The organism is Membranihabitans maritimus (genome assembly GCF_021729145.1).
Classification (GTDB): Bacteria; Bacteroidota; Bacteroidia; order Chitinophagales; family Saprospiraceae; genus Membranihabitans; species Membranihabitans maritimus.
In genome coordinates this window covers 77,529-99,355 of sequence record NZ_JAJSLW010000014.1, presented here as the reverse complement: position 1 = coordinate 99,355, position 21,827 = coordinate 77,529, and the positions used below count along the sequence as shown (strand labels likewise).

Genomic DNA, 21,827 nt, shown 5'->3' with positions numbered 1-21,827 from the left:
CCCGAATATTTTGGGTTGTCCAATGGACAACCATTCGTGCATTCGTGGCTAATTTTACATTGTTGTTAGCCCTTCTAGACTTATCATTATTTTTTTGTATTCAATTTCAGGTTATCTGTTCTTTGTATGAGCGAATTCCGCGAAGCGATCCATTTGGGAAATTTGCCGTAATAATTCAAAAATACCCTCCCTTATCCGTTATATCCTTTGCAGACCGGCCCTCCTTGACCCATCCAAAAATTTTCTTTTCGTTTTCCCTGATTTCTTCTGCTCTTTCCAAAACCTCAAATGCGATTTCACGGGGAATGGCTAATACACCATCGACATCCCCAATGATTACATCACCCGGTTTAATCAAAACATTTCCAATCTCCAATGGAACCTGATAATCCGTAATCAAGCATCTACCCAATGCCCCGTTGGAAGAACGGTACCGGTAAAACACCGGAAAATCCGCTCCAAGAATCTGGTGTGTATCCCGAATACCTCCATCAACACATGCTGCCTTCACCTTTTTTCCTTTTGCAGTAGCTGTCATTACACCTCCCCAGGAAGTTGATTTGTTATCGTTGCTCGTATCCCAAATTACAAAGGCATTTTCATGCATGGCATCCAACATTCGTGTCCGGTGTTCCATTTCACCCCGCACCACTGTAGTGGGAGCACTTTTTACCGTAAAGGCAAATCCTGCAATGGTTTTATATTCCCTGAGAGGCATAATCCGGTTGGGCAATGCACGATCCATACGTCCGAATTCTCGAAGTACATCGTTGATCGCTCCGCTATATAGGTTTTCATATCGGTTTAATAATGCCTGGTCATCGATAGGAAATGTTATATCCGGAATATTTTCCCGAAGCTCGATCAAACGATCCAACTTCATCATACTCACTTCTTTCTTATATTGATCGGTACTCATATAATTTATTTTTATTTAACGTCAGCTTGACGAATAATTGATTCTGTCATTATTTTTGCTAAAAATGCAAAAATCAATGCCAGAATAGACGATTTTACTTGTTTTCCACCCTGGGTTGGCACCCAGGGTTAATAATATTTCGCCCCTTCAGGGCTCTTATTTTCTCTGTCGAACTCACGTTATTTATTAATTTCTTCGATCCTGATCACACTTTTTTCGGCTATTAGAATAGGTGAATCATAGACAGGAATATTTCGAAAATTGAATTGGGTACCATTTTTATCCCAATCAGCATCCGGTATATCATATATTTTTCCATTTAGCATATCTATATATACGGGATCTTCAAAATTTCCTTTATTAAATTCAAAATCTATATTCGTCTTATCCAATTCATTATTTGGAGTATCTCCATTCTCCCAAATAGTGACCACTTGATAATCGAAGTTTTTAAGGGCGTATCCATACACTGAAAGAGAAAGGTCCGTGGATGAGGAATAAGGATAATTGGGTATTCTAACCAAAGAATGGTCAAAAATAGAAGTTATATTTTGGTATGCACCATACGAAGGTTTTAGGTAATCAACCGAATTATCTTTTTTGGCTTTAATAAGTCCTTTCGTATTGACCGTACGTATTGGTTCTTCCAATTCTATAACCTCATTGTTTTCTCTTCTATATCTTCTTATATAATTGAGGTCAATGATGGTAAAGTACAAGGAATGGAAATCATGCCCCAAGTCACCCAATAGTTTTCGTAATAACCATTTGGATTGTGAAATTTCCGTCCAGTCATAACTATTAAGGGCATACATAGGTTGGTTCTCCGAAGGAGCACCTAATTCTCCCTGGTTCAATTTTATTTTATCTGAATAGGATTGTACCATTTGATTCATCCTGAAATAGCGGTCATACACATCTTCAGGTCTGAATGAGTATCCATGTAAAGTGATTTCATCGACAAGGTTAAGTTTATCTTTTTCTTTCAACGTTTCCAGAAATGACTTTACGTATTCTACATTACCCGGCCCCGCTAAAGAAAGGGCATAAATGGTAGCATCCGGTATTCCATTTCGAATGATTTCTGCCGTTCGGATAAAAAGTTTGGTATATGCTTCCGGGGTATTTTTGGCATTTAAATCACTCTCATTCCAGATTTCCCAAATCTTTACCCTTCCCCGATATCTTCTGACTAATGCTGTCACCCAATTGTCCCATGCTTTCAAAGCCTCAGGAGAGGTCGGGAATCCCCCCGATAAATATATGTCACCTCCTCCTTCATAAATAGGATTTCCGTAAGAAGTTTGTAACCAGGGTTCGATCCCCTGAGCAATAACATCATCGATAATTTCATCCAGCCATTGAAAATTATATTCCCCTTTCCGGGGTTCACATTTTGCCCAACCGGCCTGCAGTCGAATTTTTTTAGCACCGAGAGGCCCCAGATATTGTTTCCATTCATTGTAATCAGAGTAATCCCTGTCCATAGTTTCCCCTCCAATTGCCCAATTGGACGCGACTATTTCATTGGAGCTACGGGATTGAACCGTGCCTATTAATGGATAGTTTATATCTCCCTTAGTTTGGGCATTGCACCAAACTGATAATGCCAAGGCCATTACCAAACACGAAATTTTAAATTTGATTTTCATTGATACCATTTTTTCTACATTACTTGTTTCACTTAAAATAATTTCACACTCCCGAGTCAGCCAAAAACCCACCGTCTACAGGAATTGTAATCCCTGTTACAAATCCTGCTGCTTCGTCATCGATCAACCAATTCAAACAACCCGTTAATTCCGACGCTTCCCCGAATTTTCGCATGGGCGTCTGCCGGATAATACTTTCTCCCCTTTCTGTGTAACCGTCTGGCGTAGTCAATAATTTTCGGCTACGATCATTGAGAAAAAATCCGGGAGCTATAGCATTTACCCTTATCTGTGCAGGAGCTAAATATCCTGCTAGCCACTGCGTAAAATTCATAATAGCAGCCTTGGCCATTCCATAAGCACCTACCTTGGAGAGGGGACGATAACTGTTCATAGAAGCAATATTGACAATATTACCTCCTCCACTCCCTGCCATTTGCCTCGCAAATACATGACAGGGAATTACTGTTCCCATGGTATTGGTATCTACTACGCTTCTGAATGTTTCCATATTGAGATTAAAAAAACCACGTATCCCATTTGTCCCATTCAATTCCCTATTCTCAAATTCCCGGGTAGTAGTTACTGCATCAGGCTGATTGCCACCGGCACCATTGATCAAAATATCGCAAGGACCAAAGGTTTCTACCGTTATTTTTCCAGCCTTTTCCACCTGTCCTTCATTTGTAATGTCAGTACTAATTGATAACGCCTCACCACCTGTATCCTTAATTTCATTTTCAACTTTCTTCAATTTATCCAAATCTCGGCCTAACAACACTATCCGCCCTCCCTGATCAGCCAAATTCCTGGCCATTTCAGAACACAGAGTCCCACCTGCACCGGTAATTACTATTACTTTATTTTCCAATTTATTGCTCATTTATCTAATCTTTAAAAATCCATTTTTTACTATTGAAATAACTGATGTCCTGTACCAATCTAGATAACAGGTCTATATCATGTGGCAAATGCCCTTGTTCTACCCATTCTGAAATTTGTCCGCAAAGAATCCTCCGAAAATACTCATGCCGGGAAAAGGAAAACACACTGCGGCTATCCGTAGTCATACCTATAAACTTCGATATCAAACTATAGTTAGCCGCTACAGATAGTTGACTCTTTATACCCGAATAATGATCATTGTACCACCAGGCTGGTCCAAACTGCACCTTTCCCCACACACCATCCTGCGTATATGAACCGGTTATAGCTGCCATCACCTCGTTGTCGGAAGAATTGAGCGTATATAGTATTAGTCGAGGAAGTTTACTTTCTTTCTCCAGTTGATCAAAGAAATTACACAAACCCGCGATATCACATGTTCGGCCAATTCCAGCATACCCTCCTGACGCACCTGCCAAATTCCTTAACCGACTACTGGTAAATCGCTGAGCTCCTATGTGTAATTGAAGAATCCAATCTCTTTTTGAATATTCCATACTCAAAAAAGATAGTAAATGCCTCTTCAAGGCCAAAAGCTCTTCGCCAGCCAATTGTCTTTCTTTTATCCATTTTGTAAAAATATCAGATACATTCATCGATTCATCATGGTGAAATTTAAAACCACCATCAATGGCATGGTCAGCTAATTGGCAGCCTCCTGCAGAAAATTTATCTAATTGCTCTATAATTGCGGCCTTAAAATTGTCTAAATTACTGATTCCACTCCCGAATTTCTCTTCCAAATTTATCAGCCATTTCGACATTGAAGGCTGGTCAAAAGCCAGTATAGTATCCCCCCTCAACGAAGGGAATACTTCAATTCCTCTTTTTTTTGATACTTCACTATGTGGTTTCAAATCATCCAACAGGTCATCTGAAGTACAGAGGACCTCAATATTAAACTTTTTCACAATATTGACTGCGCCGCATCCTTCCTTTTGCAATTCTTTATTACAGTATTCCCAAACCTCCTTTGCATTCTCTTCAGATAATGATTCGTCAATATCAAAGACACGTTTAAGTTCTAATGAAGACCAAAGGAATAGCGGATTTCCTACAGTTTGAGGTACAACTTTTGCCCAGTTGAGAAATTTTTCCCAACTTGAACTTTCTCCAGTAACACCGCGCTCTGCCACTCCACAAATTCGCATCGCCCGATGCTTGTATGGATCAGAGACAATCCAGGCTTCAGCTATATCTCCAAACACTTTATTGTCTGCAAGGTGTTTCGGATTTAGATGATTGTGAAAATCAATTGCGGGCAGATCTTTGGCAAAGTCGTGATATAGCTGCTCCGCAAGTTCATTGTGTAAATAAAAATCTTTATGTATAAATTTATTAACCATCTATTTTCTCTTTAGTAACTTCTTTTCTTTTTGTAAAAAACCACATTAAACCTCCTATAAAAAAGCAAACTAACCCCGAGGTGACCGATAGTGCTCCACTGTAATCGCTAATGGCCGGAATCCCCATACCTACAAACAGGGCTCCCGATACCACGAGTGATGTCGCATATAGAACTGTCAGTGCATTGTAAAATCCCGGATCAATAGCCGGAGGAATAGCAATTCGTGTATTCAGCCTTTTAAATAATCCCGAAACTTTTGACAAATATTTTTGATTATCAATATTCTGAAATGATGATCCATAGAAAATTACCAGGCAAAATACTGTTTCAATCAACGTAGCCATTTCCCAGGAAAAAACCGAAGGCATACTGTTTAATACAATACCCACAACGGCTCCGAGAATTACTGTATACATAGCCCCCCTGGGTGTGGCACGGCGATTTACAATTCCGAGTACGAGTGGAATCCCAATCGGTATAGCAAAAATTCCCGTAAACAATTTGTTAGCCTCAAATGCACCTCCAAAATCTTTGATAAACAAGCCCCCTATTAGCACTAATAACCCAACTAGAACAGTAGACAATTTAGCAACCATTAACATCTGGCGATCCGTAGCATTTTTATTGACCAATCGTTGGTACACATCCTTCGAAAGTACCGAGGCAATAACATTGTACTCAGAATTTAATGAAGACATGGTAGCGGCAAACATTGATGCAATCATTACCCCCATCAACCCAGGAGGTAAAAGCCGGCTGGATATCGCCACATATGCCATTTCTTTATCAGGCAAATCCGGCATAATGACCTGACTTACAATTGGGGGTATCATAAAAACGATTGGGAATATGAAAAATAGTGCTGCCGTAAGATATCCCACTTTTTGAGCCGCTTTTTCATCCTTTACTATATAAAACCGCTGGATAAAAATCCAGTTTTCATTATATTTTATAATAATCATGATGTAATAGACTATCAGCCAGAAAAATGCGCCTTTCGGACCATTGAAAAAATTAAAATGATCAGGGACTTCGGCCATCAAAGTATTGATACCTCCCACATGATTAATCGAGAGAAAAAACAATATTAGTGATGTAAAAATTAAAATAACAAACTGAACCGTGCCCATAATTGATACAGCCCAAATTCCGCCGTACAAAGTGAATGTTATAACGATAAGGGACGAAATAATCAAGGCCGTTGGCAATGAAAGTGGAGTAACAGCAATTAAAAATATCCCGATTGCATACAACCGTACCATATTATCCAAAATCCGCATGACAATCCCCACCCATCCAATAATTTGACGTACGGTCGGATTAAATCGCGTTTCCAGGTACTCTATGGGTGTTGATACTCCAGCGCGTCGCCATCTTTTTGCAAAAAATAAAGCCGCTATAATACATGCGGGAATCGTACTCATAAATACTGTTACCGAGACTAATCCGTGTTCATAGGCAATCCCGGCATACGCTACAAAAACAAAAGTACTGAACAAAGCCATAAAATTACTCACACCTGCTGCTATCCATGGAATAGTATTTGATCCTTTGGTATAGGCGTTTATATCCTTGACATACCATTTGAAAAAGATTCCGATTCCCGCCATCAATATCAAATAGAGGGAAATAGCTATATAATCCAATGTGACTAATGAGGTCATAGCGTCCTTACTTTAATGGCAACAATTTCATCATATAGATCTAAAAATTCAAGCGGCAACTCCCGGCCATTCGTTAATGCCGACAACACAAAACAACGAACAAAACCCAACCGCATATACATCATAATTCAGTATTTTATATTACACATACTCTTTACCACAAAACAAATGTAAAATGAAAAAACAAAGACCAATAAGATAAAATTTGCCATTATTTGAACTATATTTGCACGATAAATCCAAATCAGCAATAAATAGTATAAAATTGTGCTATGAAGCCCATTTATTTCCGTAAATACGCTACCCAACCCGACCATTCTTTCCTGGTAAAATATGCGGAAGTATCACATACTTATAACCAATTTCACTACCACAATGAATTTGAATTACTTTACCATATTGAGAATAAGGGTACCCGGTTTGTAGGTGATAGCATTCAGCGATTTAACAATGGGGACCTGGTGTTGGTAGGCTCCAATATACCTCACTATTGGCTAAGTGATGAAGAATACTTCCAAAATCCTGATTTAAAAGCCAAGGTGGTTTTAGTACAATTCGCACCGGATTTTTTGGGAAATACTTTTATGCATCTACCGGAGATGAAACTGATCGATGATCTTTTGATAAGAGCTACACAAGGAATTCAAATTTGTGGAGAGGAGGCGAAATATATTGGTCAAATACTTAAACAATTGCCTAAAAAAGAGGGTTGGGAAAAAATGCTTCTCATGATAGAAATCCTTTGTAAAATGAGCCAATCCCGAAATTACAATTTATTGGCAAGCAGGGGTTTTTGTGAAGCCAGTAAATTGGGTAATGAAGAAAAAATTAGTCAAATATTTAATTTCATCGTCAAGAACCACAATAAAAATATAGCCCTTGAAGAAGTTGCCAACGTAGCCAACATGAACCCTTCAGCATTCTGCAGATATTTTAAACGTTCAACCAGCAAAACCTTTTCTACCGTGCTCAATGAAATCCGGATTGGGTTTGCCTGTAAAGACCTCATCAATACCGACAAGTCCATATCTGAAATAGCCTATACAGTGGGATATTCCCATGTCTCATATTTTAATAGAAAGTTTAAAAAAATAAAGAAGGTTACCCCACAGGAGTATCGGGAGAAGTTTAGAAGGGTGGTAGTATAATAATTCGCATTCTAAATTCAAGGCTCTTTAGTGTTTTTCTTTTTTATGCATTTTAGAAAATACTAAAAAACACCCCAAAAAGAATAAATCAATTAGAACGATATTTTTAAGAATTATTTGAAAGCATACCTCTCCTCTGACCTTATACTCAGCCTCCAACAAACATTATGATCGGCCCTTATATAAATCAGAAATCAGGTTCCACAAAAAGAAGGAAGTTCCTGTGCGTGAATCTGAAATCTTACCCTCTTAATTTTCTTTCTATTTCTCCTAAAAATTCAATGTATGTTTTACCAAAACCTATATTCCACCTTCGTTGCTGGTCCTTACGGCATTGATTTCCTCCTCCGTCACTTCCGAAGCTTCATTACCAAAACTCGACCGCACATAAGTTAAAATTTTTGCAATTTCATCATCTTTAAGAAATGAAAAAGAAGGCATATGTTCATTGTATGTCACCCCATTAACTACTATTTCACCAGACACCCCTTTCAAAACGGTATTGATCAGGTTTGAACTTTCTCCCAAAACCGTTTTGGTACCACTCAATGGAGGGAAAGTGCCTTCTACTCCCTTACCGTCTTTTTTATGGCATGAGGAACAAAAATCACTGTAAAGGCTTTCTGCCGTCACAGTAACCACTTCTGCATCTTGATTTCGTCGATATTTATATTCCAACACAGAGTCTGGAATTTCTTTATCTGAAATATTGAATAACCGAATAATTCGGTCGTCATCTTTCTCGGGAGTATTGGTTCTGTACCAATCCCGGTTACTCGTTGAAATATAAACGTCTCCCTCAGGGGAGATACAGAGATCCCTTATCCGACCATATTTATGATCAAAGAAAATATCTTCTGAGACAATGGATCTTCCATCTTCACTCAGCTTCAACACTCTTAAACTGGAACCTTTTAGTGTGGTTAACAAAAGCGAATTATTCCACTCCGGTATGGATTTGCTATTATAATAATCAATACCTGCCGGCGCAATTGTAGGAGTCCAATGTATCATTGATTCTATTATAACAGAGTCACTACAATAAACTTTTTCTTCCTCAGTATCACAAATTCCCCGTACATCAGGCCAACCATAGTTACCTCCTTTTTGTACAAAATTCACCTCATCATCAGTAGCATCACCGTGATCCGACGTATAAATCCTACCGTCTTCGGTCAAAACCAAGCCCTGGGGATTGCGGAATCCCCAGGCCCATACCGGGTTGTCCATAAATGGATTGTCGTCCGGTATTGAACCATCGATGTTCATTCGAAGTACCTTACCTCCCGGATCATTCACATTTTGCGATTCTTCCGCCCGGGCTGCCTCACCGGAAGAAATATATACCAACCCATCGGCTCCCACCTTGATCCGCGAACCGTTATGTCCACGTGCTCCCGGTATTTGTAACAATACCATTTGGTCCGTCAGTCGGTCTCCGTCTATCCTGAACCGGCTGATATTTAAAACAATTTTCTCATCACTTACTTTTTGATTGTGCAATGCAAATAAATACGGGAAATTTTCAAGATCGGGGTGAAGGGCAATACCAAGTAATCCAGGAGTCGTCCTAGTATAAACACTGTCCAACTTGTGGATTATAACTTTCTCACCCGTCCCGGGATTGATCTTTCCAATTTCTCCCTTAATTTGAGAGTACCAGATCCAATTATCCGGTCCCCACGTAATTTCCCAGGGGACATCCATTCCAGTACTAATCGTACTCACTCCAACAGTTGTTTGATCTAATTGGAAAAATTCTTCAATCGGAGTATCTATCTGAAGGACAGTTGACTTTCCGCTCTCGGAACAACTCACCACCAATATCTGAATTAACAACACTCCCAGCAGCACTCCTAAACTATTTTTCATCCTATTTTTTTGATTTAAATTCCATAAAAAATCTCATTCCTCCATATGAGTATTAAAATGGTAAAAACGCAAGTCTCAAAATAATACCTATTTACAAACTTTCGGCCATTTGTTCGCCTACATCATAGCAATTACTGCTTCTAATTTGCGGATGTTTTCTGAATATAGGCAAAAATATCGCGTACTTCCTGATCCTTGAAGCCATCCAGTAAACCTTCCGGCATCAGAGAAGACTTCATGGGTTCCAAATGTTCAATCTGAGCATCGGAAAAGGTTTGTTTCTCACCACCCAACGGCTGAATAGTAACCATTTTACCACTCTGATCAACGATTCTTCCCACTACTAGCTGTCCAGTGTTTGTTTTTAAAGTGTAGGTGACATAGCCTTCCCGGATATCAGCATTTGGATCAATAGTATTAGCAATAAAGTATCCAGCATTCCTTCGGTCATAACCGGTAAGATCCGGACCAATACTTCCTCCTTCTCCGAAAAGGCTGTGGCACGTACCACAGACCGTCATAAATAAGGTTTTTCCCCTTTCAATATTACCTGCCTCGCCTTCCTTCAATACTTTTTGCACTTTCTTTATCCTTTCCGCCAATTCATCTGCAGTACTGCTTTTTGCATTTGGCCAAATATCAAAAATACGATTTGACAAATTATCATCCTCCAGGTACTTCATCCGGTTGACTACGTCCAATGGTATATCTTCTTTGTGGACAACCCTGCTATTTTCAATTTCATCCAGTAGTTGATGGGCCCAAACGGATCGACTGGCTAACAAGTCGATCGTTTCCATTCTAAGGTTATTGTCCGCACGCAAATGATTGGGGTACTGCGCCACTAATACTTTACCGATTCCCGGATCAGAATACCTCTTTAAGGATTGTATTGCCAATTGCTTTGCTGCGGCGGGGTTGGAAACATTTTTTACAACATTAAGTAAAACAGGTACTGCTTCTTCGAATTCAACCTCGCCAAGAATCCGAATATACGTTATTCGCTCACTGTGAGAATGGTCGCTGTCATTTATGATTTCACTTACCTTATGTAAGATGGTAGTATCCTTATTCCGAAGGCCTCCTGCCAATTCGGGCTCCCCTTTACTTTTTCGATAATTAGATAACAAGTTACTGAGCTCTTCCGGTATTTCATTGGTCTTAATACCCCTCAATCCCTCTTCTAATCCTTCCATCAAAAGCGGTGAATATGAATTATCAGGTGCAGATTTAATAAGGGTTAAACAACTTTTATAATTTTCTTCCCCTCCTGCAAGAGAATATCTTTGAACAATCCTTTTTAGCAAAATTTCCCGAACTATTGGTCTTTTCCAGACCTCATTATTTTTAAAAAATTCTAAAACTTCTGAACGACCGGACTCAGCCTTGGCTTCCAGGGCCCACCAAATCATCAAGGGAATATCGGGATCTTCCATATCATTGTGATAAATAAGTAAAGATTGAATAACTGGCAATCCTACTTTCGCCGGAAGCCTTTTTGCAGAAGCGGCAAGCTGACTTCTTACGGATATCTCCGACTCTTTTTCGGCAAGAGCAATGAGCTCTTCAGATACAATGTCAGTTGCTTCCTTCCTATCTCCGATTAACCGGACACTCCATTCCCGCACAAAGGAATCACTATGCTTCAATCCCTTTAATGCAATTTCATCTGTGAACCCACCTAATAAATTAATAGCCCATAGACATTCTAATGCGATCCTGCTGGTATCTGAATCCAGTCGCTCTTCCAGCACTGGCAATACTGATTCATCCTGACGATCTGCCAACTCTTGCAATGCCATGAATCGATACCATTTATTGGCTTTATAAAAAAGTTGGATTAGTTCATATGACGTATATAAGGACAAATTCTTCCCGAGAACGGACTTTTCTATATTGGCGGACTTATCCCTAATCCGATATATTCTTCCCGTACTTTTACTCCAGGTATCCCTGGCATCCACATGTGACAACCTACTGTCGTACCAATCAGTGATATACACTCCACCATCCGGTCCCGTGAGAATATTAATAGGCCGAAACCAGTGGTCATCTGTCTGAATTACTTTTCCAACATCAATATTTTTTAGAGAAGATCCATCTCTTTCAACTTTGGAAAGTACAACCTCGCTTTGCAAGGGATTCAATGCAATAAATTGATTTTGATACCTTTCTGGTAATTGCCCTCCTTCATATCTCACTAAAGCATGGGTAAAGCGCAATCGTTCTCCCTCCAATTCCATATCGGGAAGATAGCCAAAAGCATAGGGATTGGTAAGGGGACCATGCTTCCCCCAACTTTTTTTATAATAACATCCCTGCTTGTAATAAGGGCCCCTTCCATATCCATTTTGACCACTAAACACCTTTCCTTTTGAGTCAATTTCCACGTTAAATGTATTGCCCCCTCCCTCGGCATAAATCTCGAAAATTTCGGATTCCGGATGATAGCGCCAAATCGCCTGTCCGCTAAAATATATATCCTTTGATACAGAAGAACTGATATTAGCAGTAGTAGTACTTCCCTGTGCCCCGTAGATCCATCCATCCGGTCCCCAACGAAGGCTATTCGCCACAGCATGTGTATCCTCCAGTCCAAATCCCTCCAACTTAACTTCAGGATCTCCATCCGGTATTCCATCACTATCCGCATCCGGGTATGCCAACAAATACGGCGGGCTCAACACCCACACTTTACCTCTCCCCCACAACACACTTGTGGTTATATTCAATCCGGTAATTACATCCCTTGATTTTTCAAACGTCCCATTACCATCCAAATCTTCAAACACTGTTATTTTATCAGCCCCCTTTACCCCACCTGGAGGTGGCAAGGGTATTTTATCAAATTTAAGCCTGAGGTGATTGTCGATATCTACTACTTTCAATCCCTCGGGATAGGGATATTGATTGTATTGTACTACCCACAAGCGGCCACGGGAATCAAACTTCATTTCCACAGGTTGATGAATATCCGGTTCCGAAAGGACAAGGTCCACCTCTATATCCTCAGGATGAATGAATTTTTTTACGGATTCTTCGGGATCTGTAGGCTTTGAATCGTCAGTTAATGCACCCCGTCCTTCGAAAGCCCTTAGATATTCCGCTACTTTTTCATTCGCCGCTAGCCGGCCGATATCTTTTTTATTCTCAGAATTGTTACTACAACTCAAGATTATTATCATTGTAATAAAAAGACACCAACCTTTCATTTTATTCTATTTTAAATGATTGACAGTATAACATATAAGACTGTTTCTCAATGTATCGCCATCTTCAGAAACCATATTTTTCAATTGCCATTCATACACACGGTCCTTTTCCATAATATCCAGTTCAATATTCACCTCTCGACCTGCTTTCAGGACTTCCACATTTTTAATCCCTATTTCTTTCTTATCAAACTGCTCCGAACCGTATTTCGCATGATATTCGTAATAATAACTATTAATCAAATAATTATCGGGATTTTTTAGAACCTCCGGATCCACCGGCTTTGTAAATCGAATGCCAAAACCCTCTTTCCGAATTTGCATAGTTTCAATATCCAATGGCAACTTACCGGTGAATCTAATACGCTGGATCCCAGAAGCACCTGCCCATCCACTCGCATTTTGTCCTACCCATAAACTCCCATCCGGAGCAAATGCTAAGCGGTTGTTACCTTTTCTCAATCCCTGTTTGTCTAAAAACGGTACACAAGCTCCCTGTAATTGTCCATCTACTTCTTCCAACATGACCCGCACGATCCGTTCCTGATTCATTTCCCCCACTAGTATCTGCCCTTCAAAGGGTCCGAATGCCCCATCAGTATCAATACTCAAGGGCTGGGTTGGTGAATTCGCCATAACGTTATGGGGAAATAACACCACCGGCTTCTCACGCATGCTATCCAACACTTCTACCGGAAGTTCCGCCGGTTTACCTTTATCCCATCCTTCCTGCCAAACCAAGCCTGCAGGATGTCCATAAAACTTGCCCTTTTCGACCTGAAAAAGTGGACTCGTACCTACCCAATCACCCTGATTATCCGTCACTAACAAATGTCCTTCTTTATCAAATCCCAATCCATTTGGAGAACGAAATCCCGTTGCATAAGGCTCCAATTTACCGTCCCGAGACAACTTCATAATCCAACCTCGATAAGGTACTGCAGAATACATTCCCTTTTCACGAAATCCCTCCATTTTTATTTCACCACGTACCTCCTTCATCATTTCTCCTCCACTAGAGGTTGAATTCAACCCAATAAATATATCCCCGGATTGATCCCTGACAGGGCCGTACGTAAATTCGTGATAATTGCCTGCGATTCCAAAATCATCTGTGACTTTTTCATAAATATCAGCTTTCCCATCCCCATCCGTATCCTTTAATCGAGTCAGTTCGGGATATTGCATCACTAATACCTCGCTATTGGAAAGGGGTAGCAGCCCCAACGGCAAGTGAAGCCCACGGGCAAATACCGTCCATTTATTTTCCACGCCATTAAAAATCATCACCTCTCCTCGCCGGAAAGAAGCAATCAAACGACCATCGGGCATAAATTCCAAAGCGCCTACCTCGCCACTTAATCCTTCAGGCATTTCGATAGAGTCTACAACATATGATGCAGTCAATGTTACTTTATTCGTTCCCTCGGATTGACAACCATTCAACAAAAACAATACGATCACAGCCAGGATCCCAAAATCTGCTTTTCGTTTATCCCCTTTTTTCATTGTTTCGAAGTTTGATCAAATATTTGGTGTATCACAAATTCAGGGACTTCGCCAGGCTTTATTATCCCTGGCAAATTCAATACCTCTCCTTCCTTGGTTACCGTTTTTACGCCCAGTCCTTTGGTCCAGTAAAAATTCACTTCCATTGTTGCTGGTAAATTTTCCATCCGGAACCTACGCTCTATGCCGTACTCTTCTCTTAGTGGACGTATTCTTTCAAAAGTTCTTATTCCGTTTACCAAATAATAAAATTCTGGATATCCTTCTTTTGTCAATTGATAGCCCAAATATTCAACCACCTGGTCCCCATCTCCCATTTGTAATGGATGTAGTTGTTCTTCTATATATATTTTCTCCCCTAATAATTTTGCCCGGGCATCTCCTTTGATTGACCAGGGTTCAGATATATCCAAAAATCCACCATCCCAAATATATCTCAACCGGCACTGGATAGCATCCCAGCAATACGATAAACCTTCCGTAAGGTGAACCGCAATGGAAGCCGGTCCGGAGTCGGGCATAAATATACGATACATATTGGGTGGGGCAATGTCATATGGATGTTGCTTTTCACTTTTGTGGTGATCGTGCGCCATTCCCATTTCCGAATGTACTCCTTCCTGTCGCCGGTGCTCGGGAACATTCATGTCCCCTGCCAACGGGGGAAGTTCTTTTTCAGTCACATACATAGCTCCGTACATTATGGTCCCATGCCCCGGATACGTGCATACGTACGGATAAACACCTTCCTTCTCCGGTGCTCTAAATTCCAACACCTCCTCCTCTCCGGGTGAAACCACCCCAATACTTTCCAGGATAAAAGTACTCTCAGGAATAAATTCCTTTGCAGGACCGTCCGCAGCCAATTGAAAGGCCGCCTCTACCACTTCCTTCCGCTTTCCTGCATCTGTGATTAATAGATTGTGATCCATATCATCTGTATTCTGGAAAAGTAAACGTACCTGACTGCCTGGGGGTACCTGAAACCGGACCCTGTCATATTGTAATCCACCCACTGCCTTAATTACCACTTCTTGTATTTTAAAATCCTGAGCAAACAGGCCAAGGCTAAAGACCATGCTACAGACAAACAAAAAACCGGTAGATTTATAAAAATTTATTCTCATAATTATACGACTGATTCGTAATGGGAAGAAGAAGTAAAAATCCCTCCACTGGTCTGGTAAAATTCTCCGTTTAATGAAAAAACACCATCTTGCGCATCCGTCCAGGCATCTTTTCCTCCATTGTGATACTTTTTCATTTCATTCCAAGTTACATAATTCATATCTCCATTGGTCTCCATTATACCCATTTCTAGACCTGGGAAAGGAGCCAACCTGGATGCTAAATTTTTGTGCCAATCCACTAAAATCGGATTAACGGTCAAATCAGAACATACACAAGGGATTTTTTGCTTGTGCGCTACGGTCGCCATTTGAATGGATAAACTCAATGACTTTGCAATTCCTTTTAATACGATCACTCCATATCCTTTTTCCAAACGAACTTTCACATCATCGACCGTATGGACACTATCGTCTGCAGCAATGGGAACAGGTAAATCCCCGACGTATTCATCATTCTCTTCGCTCAGGGGTTCTTCAATAAATAATATATGGTCCAATGCTCCAATTTCAGATGCAAAATCTATAAACCTTTCTAATGTTTCTTTTTTATAGTACCGTCCATTGGCATCAATCGTATAGATTAACCGGCCATCTTTAGTCTGGGGTGTTCGATAGTTTTTAAGAACTCTGTGAATTTCGGATAATCTATCTTTATCCTTTTGTAACATTTCTTCCTGGGTACCCGGTTGTCCTGTTTTGATTTTAATAATAAAATATCCCTGGTATGCCGCTTTTTGTATATCCGAAATATCCATGTTGTACGACACTTGAAACATTATTCCCACTTTTTCATTTCGATGGGATAATGATTCACGAAATGGTTCCGGAATCAAATCCTCTAGAACAGTAGATCCCGTCACCCCGGATCTCAAGCCCCACAAAGCGTTGTCTATACTTACAAGGGCATTTAGCACAAAATTTGGATTTACATTATTCAACCCTGTTATTCGCTCCGCTATCTTCCGGGAAACCGGAATTAATTCATTATTAAAAAATGAAATGTGGTCATCAATTTCACTCCCTTTTATCTCGCTCAAAACTTGTTCGGTAAGGGAATACATCAAAGCATTTCCCCCTGCTTCTGAATATTTAGAAAACAGAACCGGATCACCATATAAAACACTTTGTGTAGCCAGACCAACGGAAGAATGGTTTCCGGACCTCAATCGAACTACCGTTTGCCAAAGTTCCGTTAAATAACCTCCTTTGAATCCAAAAGGAAAGCGAAGTTTTTCACGTTCAAAATTAGAATTTACACCATCAATTTTCATCAATTCTTATTTACATTACATAGACACCTGAAGGATAATTGCCACACGGTATTTCCTTATATACAATTGCATGATTTCTTGAGTCATTACTGATTTTCGGAGTAGGGTTTTACCCTTTATCCTACTTTTTGTTCAGCTAAAAACTTCCGCACAAATTCATCATCATTTAATTCAGGATAATTCAACTGTATCCGGTCCAATTCTTCAGCTTGTCCTGTCGACATTTCCTCTTTGGGATTTAGGCACCAGGTACCTTCCAGTAGTCCCTGCCTTCTCAACACTTCATGAATACCCGGTATACAACCGTGAAAGTCATTAGCTGCATCGAACAAAACTGCATTGGCATCAGTAACCTTGATATTTCGTGTCAGCATTTCTGCCGGTATCCCTGAATTGGACTTCCGTATTTCCTTTATCTCCTCCAACAATTCAACGGCCTTGCTTGTCCATACCGCCCAATGACCTAACAGACCTCCAATGATTTCTTTTCGAACTTTTTTCCCCTCTACTACAAATTCATAGGTGGTTAATAAATCTGCAATAATATTATCATCATTCCCCGTGTATAAAGCAATTTCATCCCGACGGGGAGAATGGCAAACTGCTCGTACTACATCAATTGTCTGGTATCGATTAAATGGTGCCATTTTAATAGCATGCACCGAGGGAATTTGAGCAAAATCTTTCCAGAATTCGTAACTTAACAATTGTCCTCCTACGGCCGGCTGTAAATAGAATCCAAATATAGGGAGGACTTCACCTACTTTTTCAGCGCGCTTTATCAACTCCAGCTGAGAATAATTTTTCAGACCTCCCATACTGAGAAGCCCTATGTCATATCCCAAACCGGAAGCAATCTCGGCTTCCTTAATTGCCTGATCTGTGGGACCTACTATACCCGCTACAGCAGCAAAAGGACGGTCTAATTGAGCCTGGTTAATTTCTTCCATTGCCAGTCTTAATACCGGTTCAAACAAGCCGATTTCTTTATCGCGTATTTCAAATTGAGTAGAGTGTACTCCTACAGCAACGCCCCCGGCGCCACTGGCCATATAATATCGGGTTAACAATCGTTGACGTTCAACGTCCAATTGCCTATCTGCATTTAATGCCAACGGATGTGCTGGTATTACTGTTCCCTCTTGTATATGTGTCTTTATATCTTGTTGTAACATTTTAGTGTATTTATAATTATTCCAAGTCAGAATCCACCCCCGACCATAGGCCACCCCCGCCAGCGGGGTTTAGGGGGGGCATCAAGTTAATCATGTCTTCATTTTTCAATATCTACAAATGGTGACCTGCCAGATAGATTTAAAACAATTTCCTCAAAATTTCCCCGAGCGTACTTGAAAATGTGTAGGCTTATCTATCGTTTTACCACCTTCCAGCACCCATTCTTCGGTCCAATCAATCACCTGGTTCAATGATACGAGTGGATACCCAAACAAGTGATGTGAATGTGATGCGTTATTCAATAATGCCGTCGATTGCTCTTCATTTTCAAATTGGGGTTCTTTACCAAATCTCTTACCAAAATCTTCCGCTAGTGCTCGAATTGAGATGGTCTCAGGACCTGTCACGTTTAACAATTTGGGGGGAGCAGAACAATGCAATAGCGAACGTAAAGCAATGGCATTAGCATCTCCTTGCCAAATAACATTCATATGTCCATTTTCCAGGTTTATGGTCTTTCCCTCATACACCGATTTCGCAATCTCCAACACGTTCCCGTAACGCATTTCTACCGCATAATTTAATCGGTAAATCAACATCGGAATTTGATGGCGGTGCGAAAAGTGTTCAAATACACGTTCACGGCCCAGACAGGATTGTGCATACTCTCCAATTGGCCCCGGAGGTGTATTTTCTGTAGCTCCCCCTGATCCAAATGAAACGAATGGATAAATATTGCCCGAAGAAAACACAATGATTTTTGAATGCCTGAATTTCTCTGCTACACGACCGGGTAAGTACGAGTTCATAGCCCAGGTTAGGTGCTCATTACCTGAAGTTCCAAACTTTTTACCCACCATATATATAACATTCTCTACTTCCGGTAAGCTTTGTAATTCTTCCTCATTTAATAGATCAGCAGCAATCGTTTCCACTCCCGATTCCTCTAACTCTGACCGCAATCCTTCATCCGAGAATCTTGATACGCCAATTATCCGCTTTTTGCCGTTCGATTTTTCATTCGCCCGAGCGGCTAACTTTGCCAGGCTCGGCCCCATTTTACCGCCTACACCCAAAATCATAATATCACCTTCAATCGAAGTAAAATCATCAATTAATGCCGCTGAGGGCTGCGACAAGGCATCTTCCAGTTCATTTATTGTTCTCATACAATTAGTATATCCTTTTTACGATAAAAATATATTCTTAAAATTTGCAATGGCCAATCCAAAAAGTACTAACAGACCTATAATTGCTAATATGTTGTCCACCATTTTATTCTTCAAATCCCCCATTATCCTGGCATCATTGGCAACTATAAAAATTCCCAATCCGATAAAGGGGACAACAAAAATCGTAACGCCCTGAGCAAACACAATTAATTCAAGTGGCAGCCGACCAAATATTATCGCCACCGCTGCTCCCAGAACCATAATAAGGGAAATAAGTAACCGAACGGGCCGACTATTCAAATTCTTACCAAGCGACAAAGCATCAGCAAAAAGCGTCCCACCAATACTTGCATTCCCGATGATAGATGAAAATGAGGCTCCAAATAATCCCAACATAAATAGTCCCGTTGCCCAATTTCCGTATAAGGGTTGCAATGCCAACCCCATATCTGCTGCTGCTTTCACCTCAATCCCCTGTGGGTGGAGAATAGCACCTGAACTTATCATAATCATAGCAGATATTCCTCCCAATACCAGTATTCCAGTAAAACTTTCTTTGACTACTTGTTTAAACTGTCCTTTTTTCCACCCTTTTTCCTGAACAAGGTATGACTGATAAAAAGCACCTGCAATAGAAAAACTCGAAGCCATCAATGCAACGACCAATAATAGCGCCCCATCCGGGATCCCCGGTTTCAAACCCGCAAAAACATCCAATAAATTAGGTTTGGCAATGATTAATGTCAACAAAAATGAAAGCAACATTATTCCCACCATAGCTATCATTACTTTTTCCAACACTTTATAGAAGGACTTGAAAAATAAAAGGGATATTCCACATAATGTAATCATGATAATCCACGGCGTTGCCCCCGTATTAAAAGACTCAGCAAAAGAAATTCCCGCACCCGCAGAATTTCCTGCCTGAAATGACGCTGTTACCAAAAATATTCCTATTCCCGTTCCAATTGACGCCCAGGACCCCCATTTATTTTTGAAAGTCTGTAATAGAGAAGCTTCCGTTGCTATCCCTATCCTCGCCCCCATACTCGTGTATACCATCATGAGTATTGTCGCAGATGCTATAACCCAGATCAACTCATATTGATATAACGCCCCTAATTTTGAGGTAATGGTCAAACTGCCCGGACCAAACACCAATGCAGCCGTAATGATCCCCGGACCTAAAAATGTTAACCATTTTTTAAGTCCAAAATTACTATTTCCTTTTGTTTCACTCAAGTTATAATTATTTTTCGTTTCAATATCTTTCAAAACTACGTTAAAGAATTTTGCCAAGATATGAAAATCAATTTACGGGTACGTTACCGAAAGATAGGTATTTTCATTAAACGGGCAAATTTTTTCTGCCAATAAAATCTTAGAGGTCAATTAAAACCTAAAAATCCTTAAAAGGGCCCCGCGGTTCGGCATTTTCCATTTCCTTTTTCCACGTACCAAATTCCATTTTCATCCTGGATAGTATATCAGGGTATTGTTCCGAAAGATCTGTGGTCTCGCTTATATCTTCGGATAAATTGAATAATCCGGTTCCCCTCCTGGAATCTATCCATTTCCAATTGTCAATTCGCGTGGCAATATCCCCTCTAAACTGCCAAAACATTTTTGTTCTATCAGACTGTTTCCCGCCTTTGAGCACTGGCATCATATCAAATCCATCATAAACAATATTTTTTGGTAATGACCAATGGGCAGCATTCACGATGGTAGGAAAAATCTCAAGAGCTGAAAGGAACTCATCACTCACAGTACCAGGAGGTATTTGCCCAGGCCATTTAACAATACAAGGGACCCTTATGCCTCCCTCAAAAAATTGAGCCTTTCCACCCCGAAGAGGAAAATTATCCGCATTTCCCAATGAACCTCCGTTGTCCGAGAGAAATATCACCAGAGTATTATTTTCTTCCCCCATTTTTTCTACCTCATTGAGAATACTTCCAATGGCATGATCCATTTGTGTAACTGCAGCCATATACCCCCTTCGTTTCTTTTCTTCCCGCGAAGTATCCTCCGGGTAAAGGTCAAGGTATTCTTCAGTGGCTTGCACAACACCCCTTAATTCAGGATCCAGTGTAGAGGGCAAATGCGGTGCATTAAAAGAAAGATACAGAAAGAAGGGAGATTCGCTATTTTGCCTGAGAAACTCAAGGCTTTCTCGCTCAAATAAATCTGTAGCGTAAATACCTTTGTCACGGGTGGTTGGTTCATTTCCATCCAACATCGACGGCGCACCATATCTTTCGTGCGTGAAATAATCAATTCCCGTATTGGCAAATCCGTAAAAATCGTCAAACCCCTGCTGCAAAGGCAAGTATCTTTGTAACTGTCCGAGATCCCACTTTCCGAAATAACCATTCCTGTACCCGGCTTCCTTCAACACTTCGGATATAAACACCTCCCTCAAGTCTGTCCCCAGTATTCGTTCAGGAGAAACACTGTACTCATATTCCGTATATTTATGTCCGTAGTTTACCATATTGTTCCGGAAAAGTTCAAAGGTCCCGTTTCGCTGAGGGTATCTTCCTGTCAATAAACCACTTCTGGAAGGAGTACAGCCGGATCCAGTGGTATAAAAATTGGTTAATCGTACTCCCTCTTCTGCCAATTGATCCAGATTGGGTGTCTTAATGACTGCGTTCCCATAGGATCCCAGGTCGTGATACCCCTGATCATCGGAGATTATGAGAATAATATTAGGCTTCTTTTCCTGGGCGATTAATCCGATTAAAGGAATGCTCAACATCAGTCCTGTAATCATCCAATTTATAAATTTCATAATGATTCCATT

General features: G+C 40.4%; 16 protein-coding genes. 1 reads left to right on the top strand and 15 read right to left on the bottom strand.

Annotated features, from left to right (window positions below; all coding sequences use genetic code 11):
* Nucleotides 1-175: 175 nt before the first annotated feature.
* The 6 genes from LVD47_RS16670 to LVD47_RS23760 all read right to left on the bottom strand — a co-directional run bounded on the left by LVD47_RS16670 (nt 176) and on the right by LVD47_RS23760 (nt 6,653).
* A complete protein-coding gene (locus LVD47_RS16670) occupies nt 176-919 on the bottom strand; it encodes an RraA family protein (protein WP_236978954.1) in 744 nt (247 codons plus the stop codon).
* 179 nt (nt 920-1,098) lie between these two features.
* On the bottom strand, nt 1,099-2,571 hold the full coding sequence (locus LVD47_RS16665; RefSeq protein ID WP_236978953.1) for a GH39 family glycosyl hydrolase: 1,473 nt from the start codon (nt 2,569-2,571) through the stop codon (nt 1,099-1,101).
* A gap of 43 nt (nt 2,572-2,614) precedes the next feature.
* Nucleotides 2,615-3,454 (bottom strand): SDR family oxidoreductase, encoded by an 840-nt coding sequence (locus LVD47_RS16660; RefSeq protein ID WP_236978952.1) that lies wholly within the window; start codon nt 3,452-3,454, stop codon nt 2,615-2,617.
* Nucleotides 3,455-3,458: 4 nt separating this feature from the next.
* Nucleotides 3,459-4,862, bottom strand: a complete 1,404-nt coding sequence (gene uxaC, locus LVD47_RS16655; RefSeq protein ID WP_236978951.1) for a glucuronate isomerase — start codon at nt 4,860-4,862, stop codon at nt 3,459-3,461.
* On the bottom strand, nt 4,855-6,528 hold the full coding sequence (locus LVD47_RS16650) for a sodium:solute symporter family transporter (protein ID WP_236978950.1): 1,674 nt from the start codon (nt 6,526-6,528) through the stop codon (nt 4,855-4,857). Before LVD47_RS16650 ends, uxaC begins: the two co-directional genes overlap by 8 nt.
* Nucleotides 6,525-6,653 (bottom strand): hypothetical protein, encoded by a 129-nt coding sequence (locus LVD47_RS23760; protein WP_255785244.1) that lies wholly within the window; start codon nt 6,651-6,653, stop codon nt 6,525-6,527. The genes LVD47_RS16650 and LVD47_RS23760 overlap by 4 nt, the downstream gene beginning before the upstream one ends.
* Nucleotides 6,654-6,800: 147 nt before the next feature.
* Between LVD47_RS23760 and LVD47_RS16645 the strand changes: the two genes are divergently transcribed.
* Entirely contained in the window at nt 6,801-7,676 is an 876-nt protein-coding gene (locus LVD47_RS16645; RefSeq protein ID WP_236978949.1) for an AraC family transcriptional regulator, read from the top strand.
* A 300-nt stretch (nt 7,677-7,976) separates the two neighbouring features.
* Here the strand turns inward: LVD47_RS16645 and LVD47_RS16640 are convergent, their stop codons facing one another.
* From LVD47_RS16640 to LVD47_RS16600, 9 genes are all read right to left on the bottom strand, one after another.
* A complete protein-coding gene (locus LVD47_RS16640) occupies nt 7,977-9,548 on the bottom strand; it encodes a PQQ-dependent sugar dehydrogenase (RefSeq protein WP_236978947.1) in 1,572 nt (523 codons plus the stop codon).
* A gap of 140 nt (nt 9,549-9,688) precedes the next feature.
* Nucleotides 9,689-12,760 carry a DUF7133 domain-containing protein gene (locus tag LVD47_RS16635; RefSeq protein WP_236978945.1) on the bottom strand — a complete coding sequence of 1,024 codons (3,072 nt, stop codon included), beginning with the start codon at nt 12,758-12,760 and terminating at the stop codon, nt 9,689-9,691.
* A gap of 6 nt (nt 12,761-12,766) precedes the next feature.
* The gene (locus LVD47_RS16630) at nt 12,767-14,269 is read right to left on the bottom strand and encodes a DUF7133 domain-containing protein (RefSeq protein WP_236978943.1); all 1,503 of its coding nucleotides are present in this window, start codon (nt 14,267-14,269) and stop codon (nt 12,767-12,769) included.
* Nucleotides 14,266-15,396, bottom strand: a complete 1,131-nt coding sequence (locus LVD47_RS16625) for a plastocyanin/azurin family copper-binding protein (RefSeq protein ID WP_236978941.1) — start codon at nt 15,394-15,396, stop codon at nt 14,266-14,268. The genes LVD47_RS16630 and LVD47_RS16625 overlap by 4 nt, the downstream gene beginning before the upstream one ends.
* 2 nt (nt 15,397-15,398) lie before the next feature.
* Nucleotides 15,399-16,670 (bottom strand): mandelate racemase/muconate lactonizing enzyme family protein, encoded by a 1,272-nt coding sequence (locus LVD47_RS16620; protein ID WP_236978940.1) that lies wholly within the window; start codon nt 16,668-16,670, stop codon nt 15,399-15,401.
* Nucleotides 16,671-16,786: 116 nt separating this feature from the next.
* Nucleotides 16,787-17,845 (bottom strand): dihydrodipicolinate synthase family protein, encoded by a 1,059-nt coding sequence (locus tag LVD47_RS16615; RefSeq protein WP_236978937.1) that lies wholly within the window; start codon nt 17,843-17,845, stop codon nt 16,787-16,789.
* A gap of 153 nt (nt 17,846-17,998) precedes the next feature.
* The gene (locus LVD47_RS16610) at nt 17,999-19,015 is read right to left on the bottom strand and encodes an NAD-dependent epimerase/dehydratase family protein (RefSeq protein ID WP_236978935.1); all 1,017 of its coding nucleotides are present in this window, start codon (nt 19,013-19,015) and stop codon (nt 17,999-18,001) included.
* 18 nt (nt 19,016-19,033) lie between these two features.
* Nucleotides 19,034-20,260, bottom strand: a complete 1,227-nt coding sequence (locus tag LVD47_RS16605; protein ID WP_236978933.1) for an Nramp family divalent metal transporter — start codon at nt 20,258-20,260, stop codon at nt 19,034-19,036.
* A gap of 157 nt (nt 20,261-20,417) precedes the next feature.
* The gene (locus LVD47_RS16600; protein ID WP_236978931.1) at nt 20,418-21,815 is read right to left on the bottom strand and encodes a sulfatase family protein; all 1,398 of its coding nucleotides are present in this window, start codon (nt 21,813-21,815) and stop codon (nt 20,418-20,420) included.
* Nucleotides 21,816-21,827: the final 12 nt, after the last annotated feature.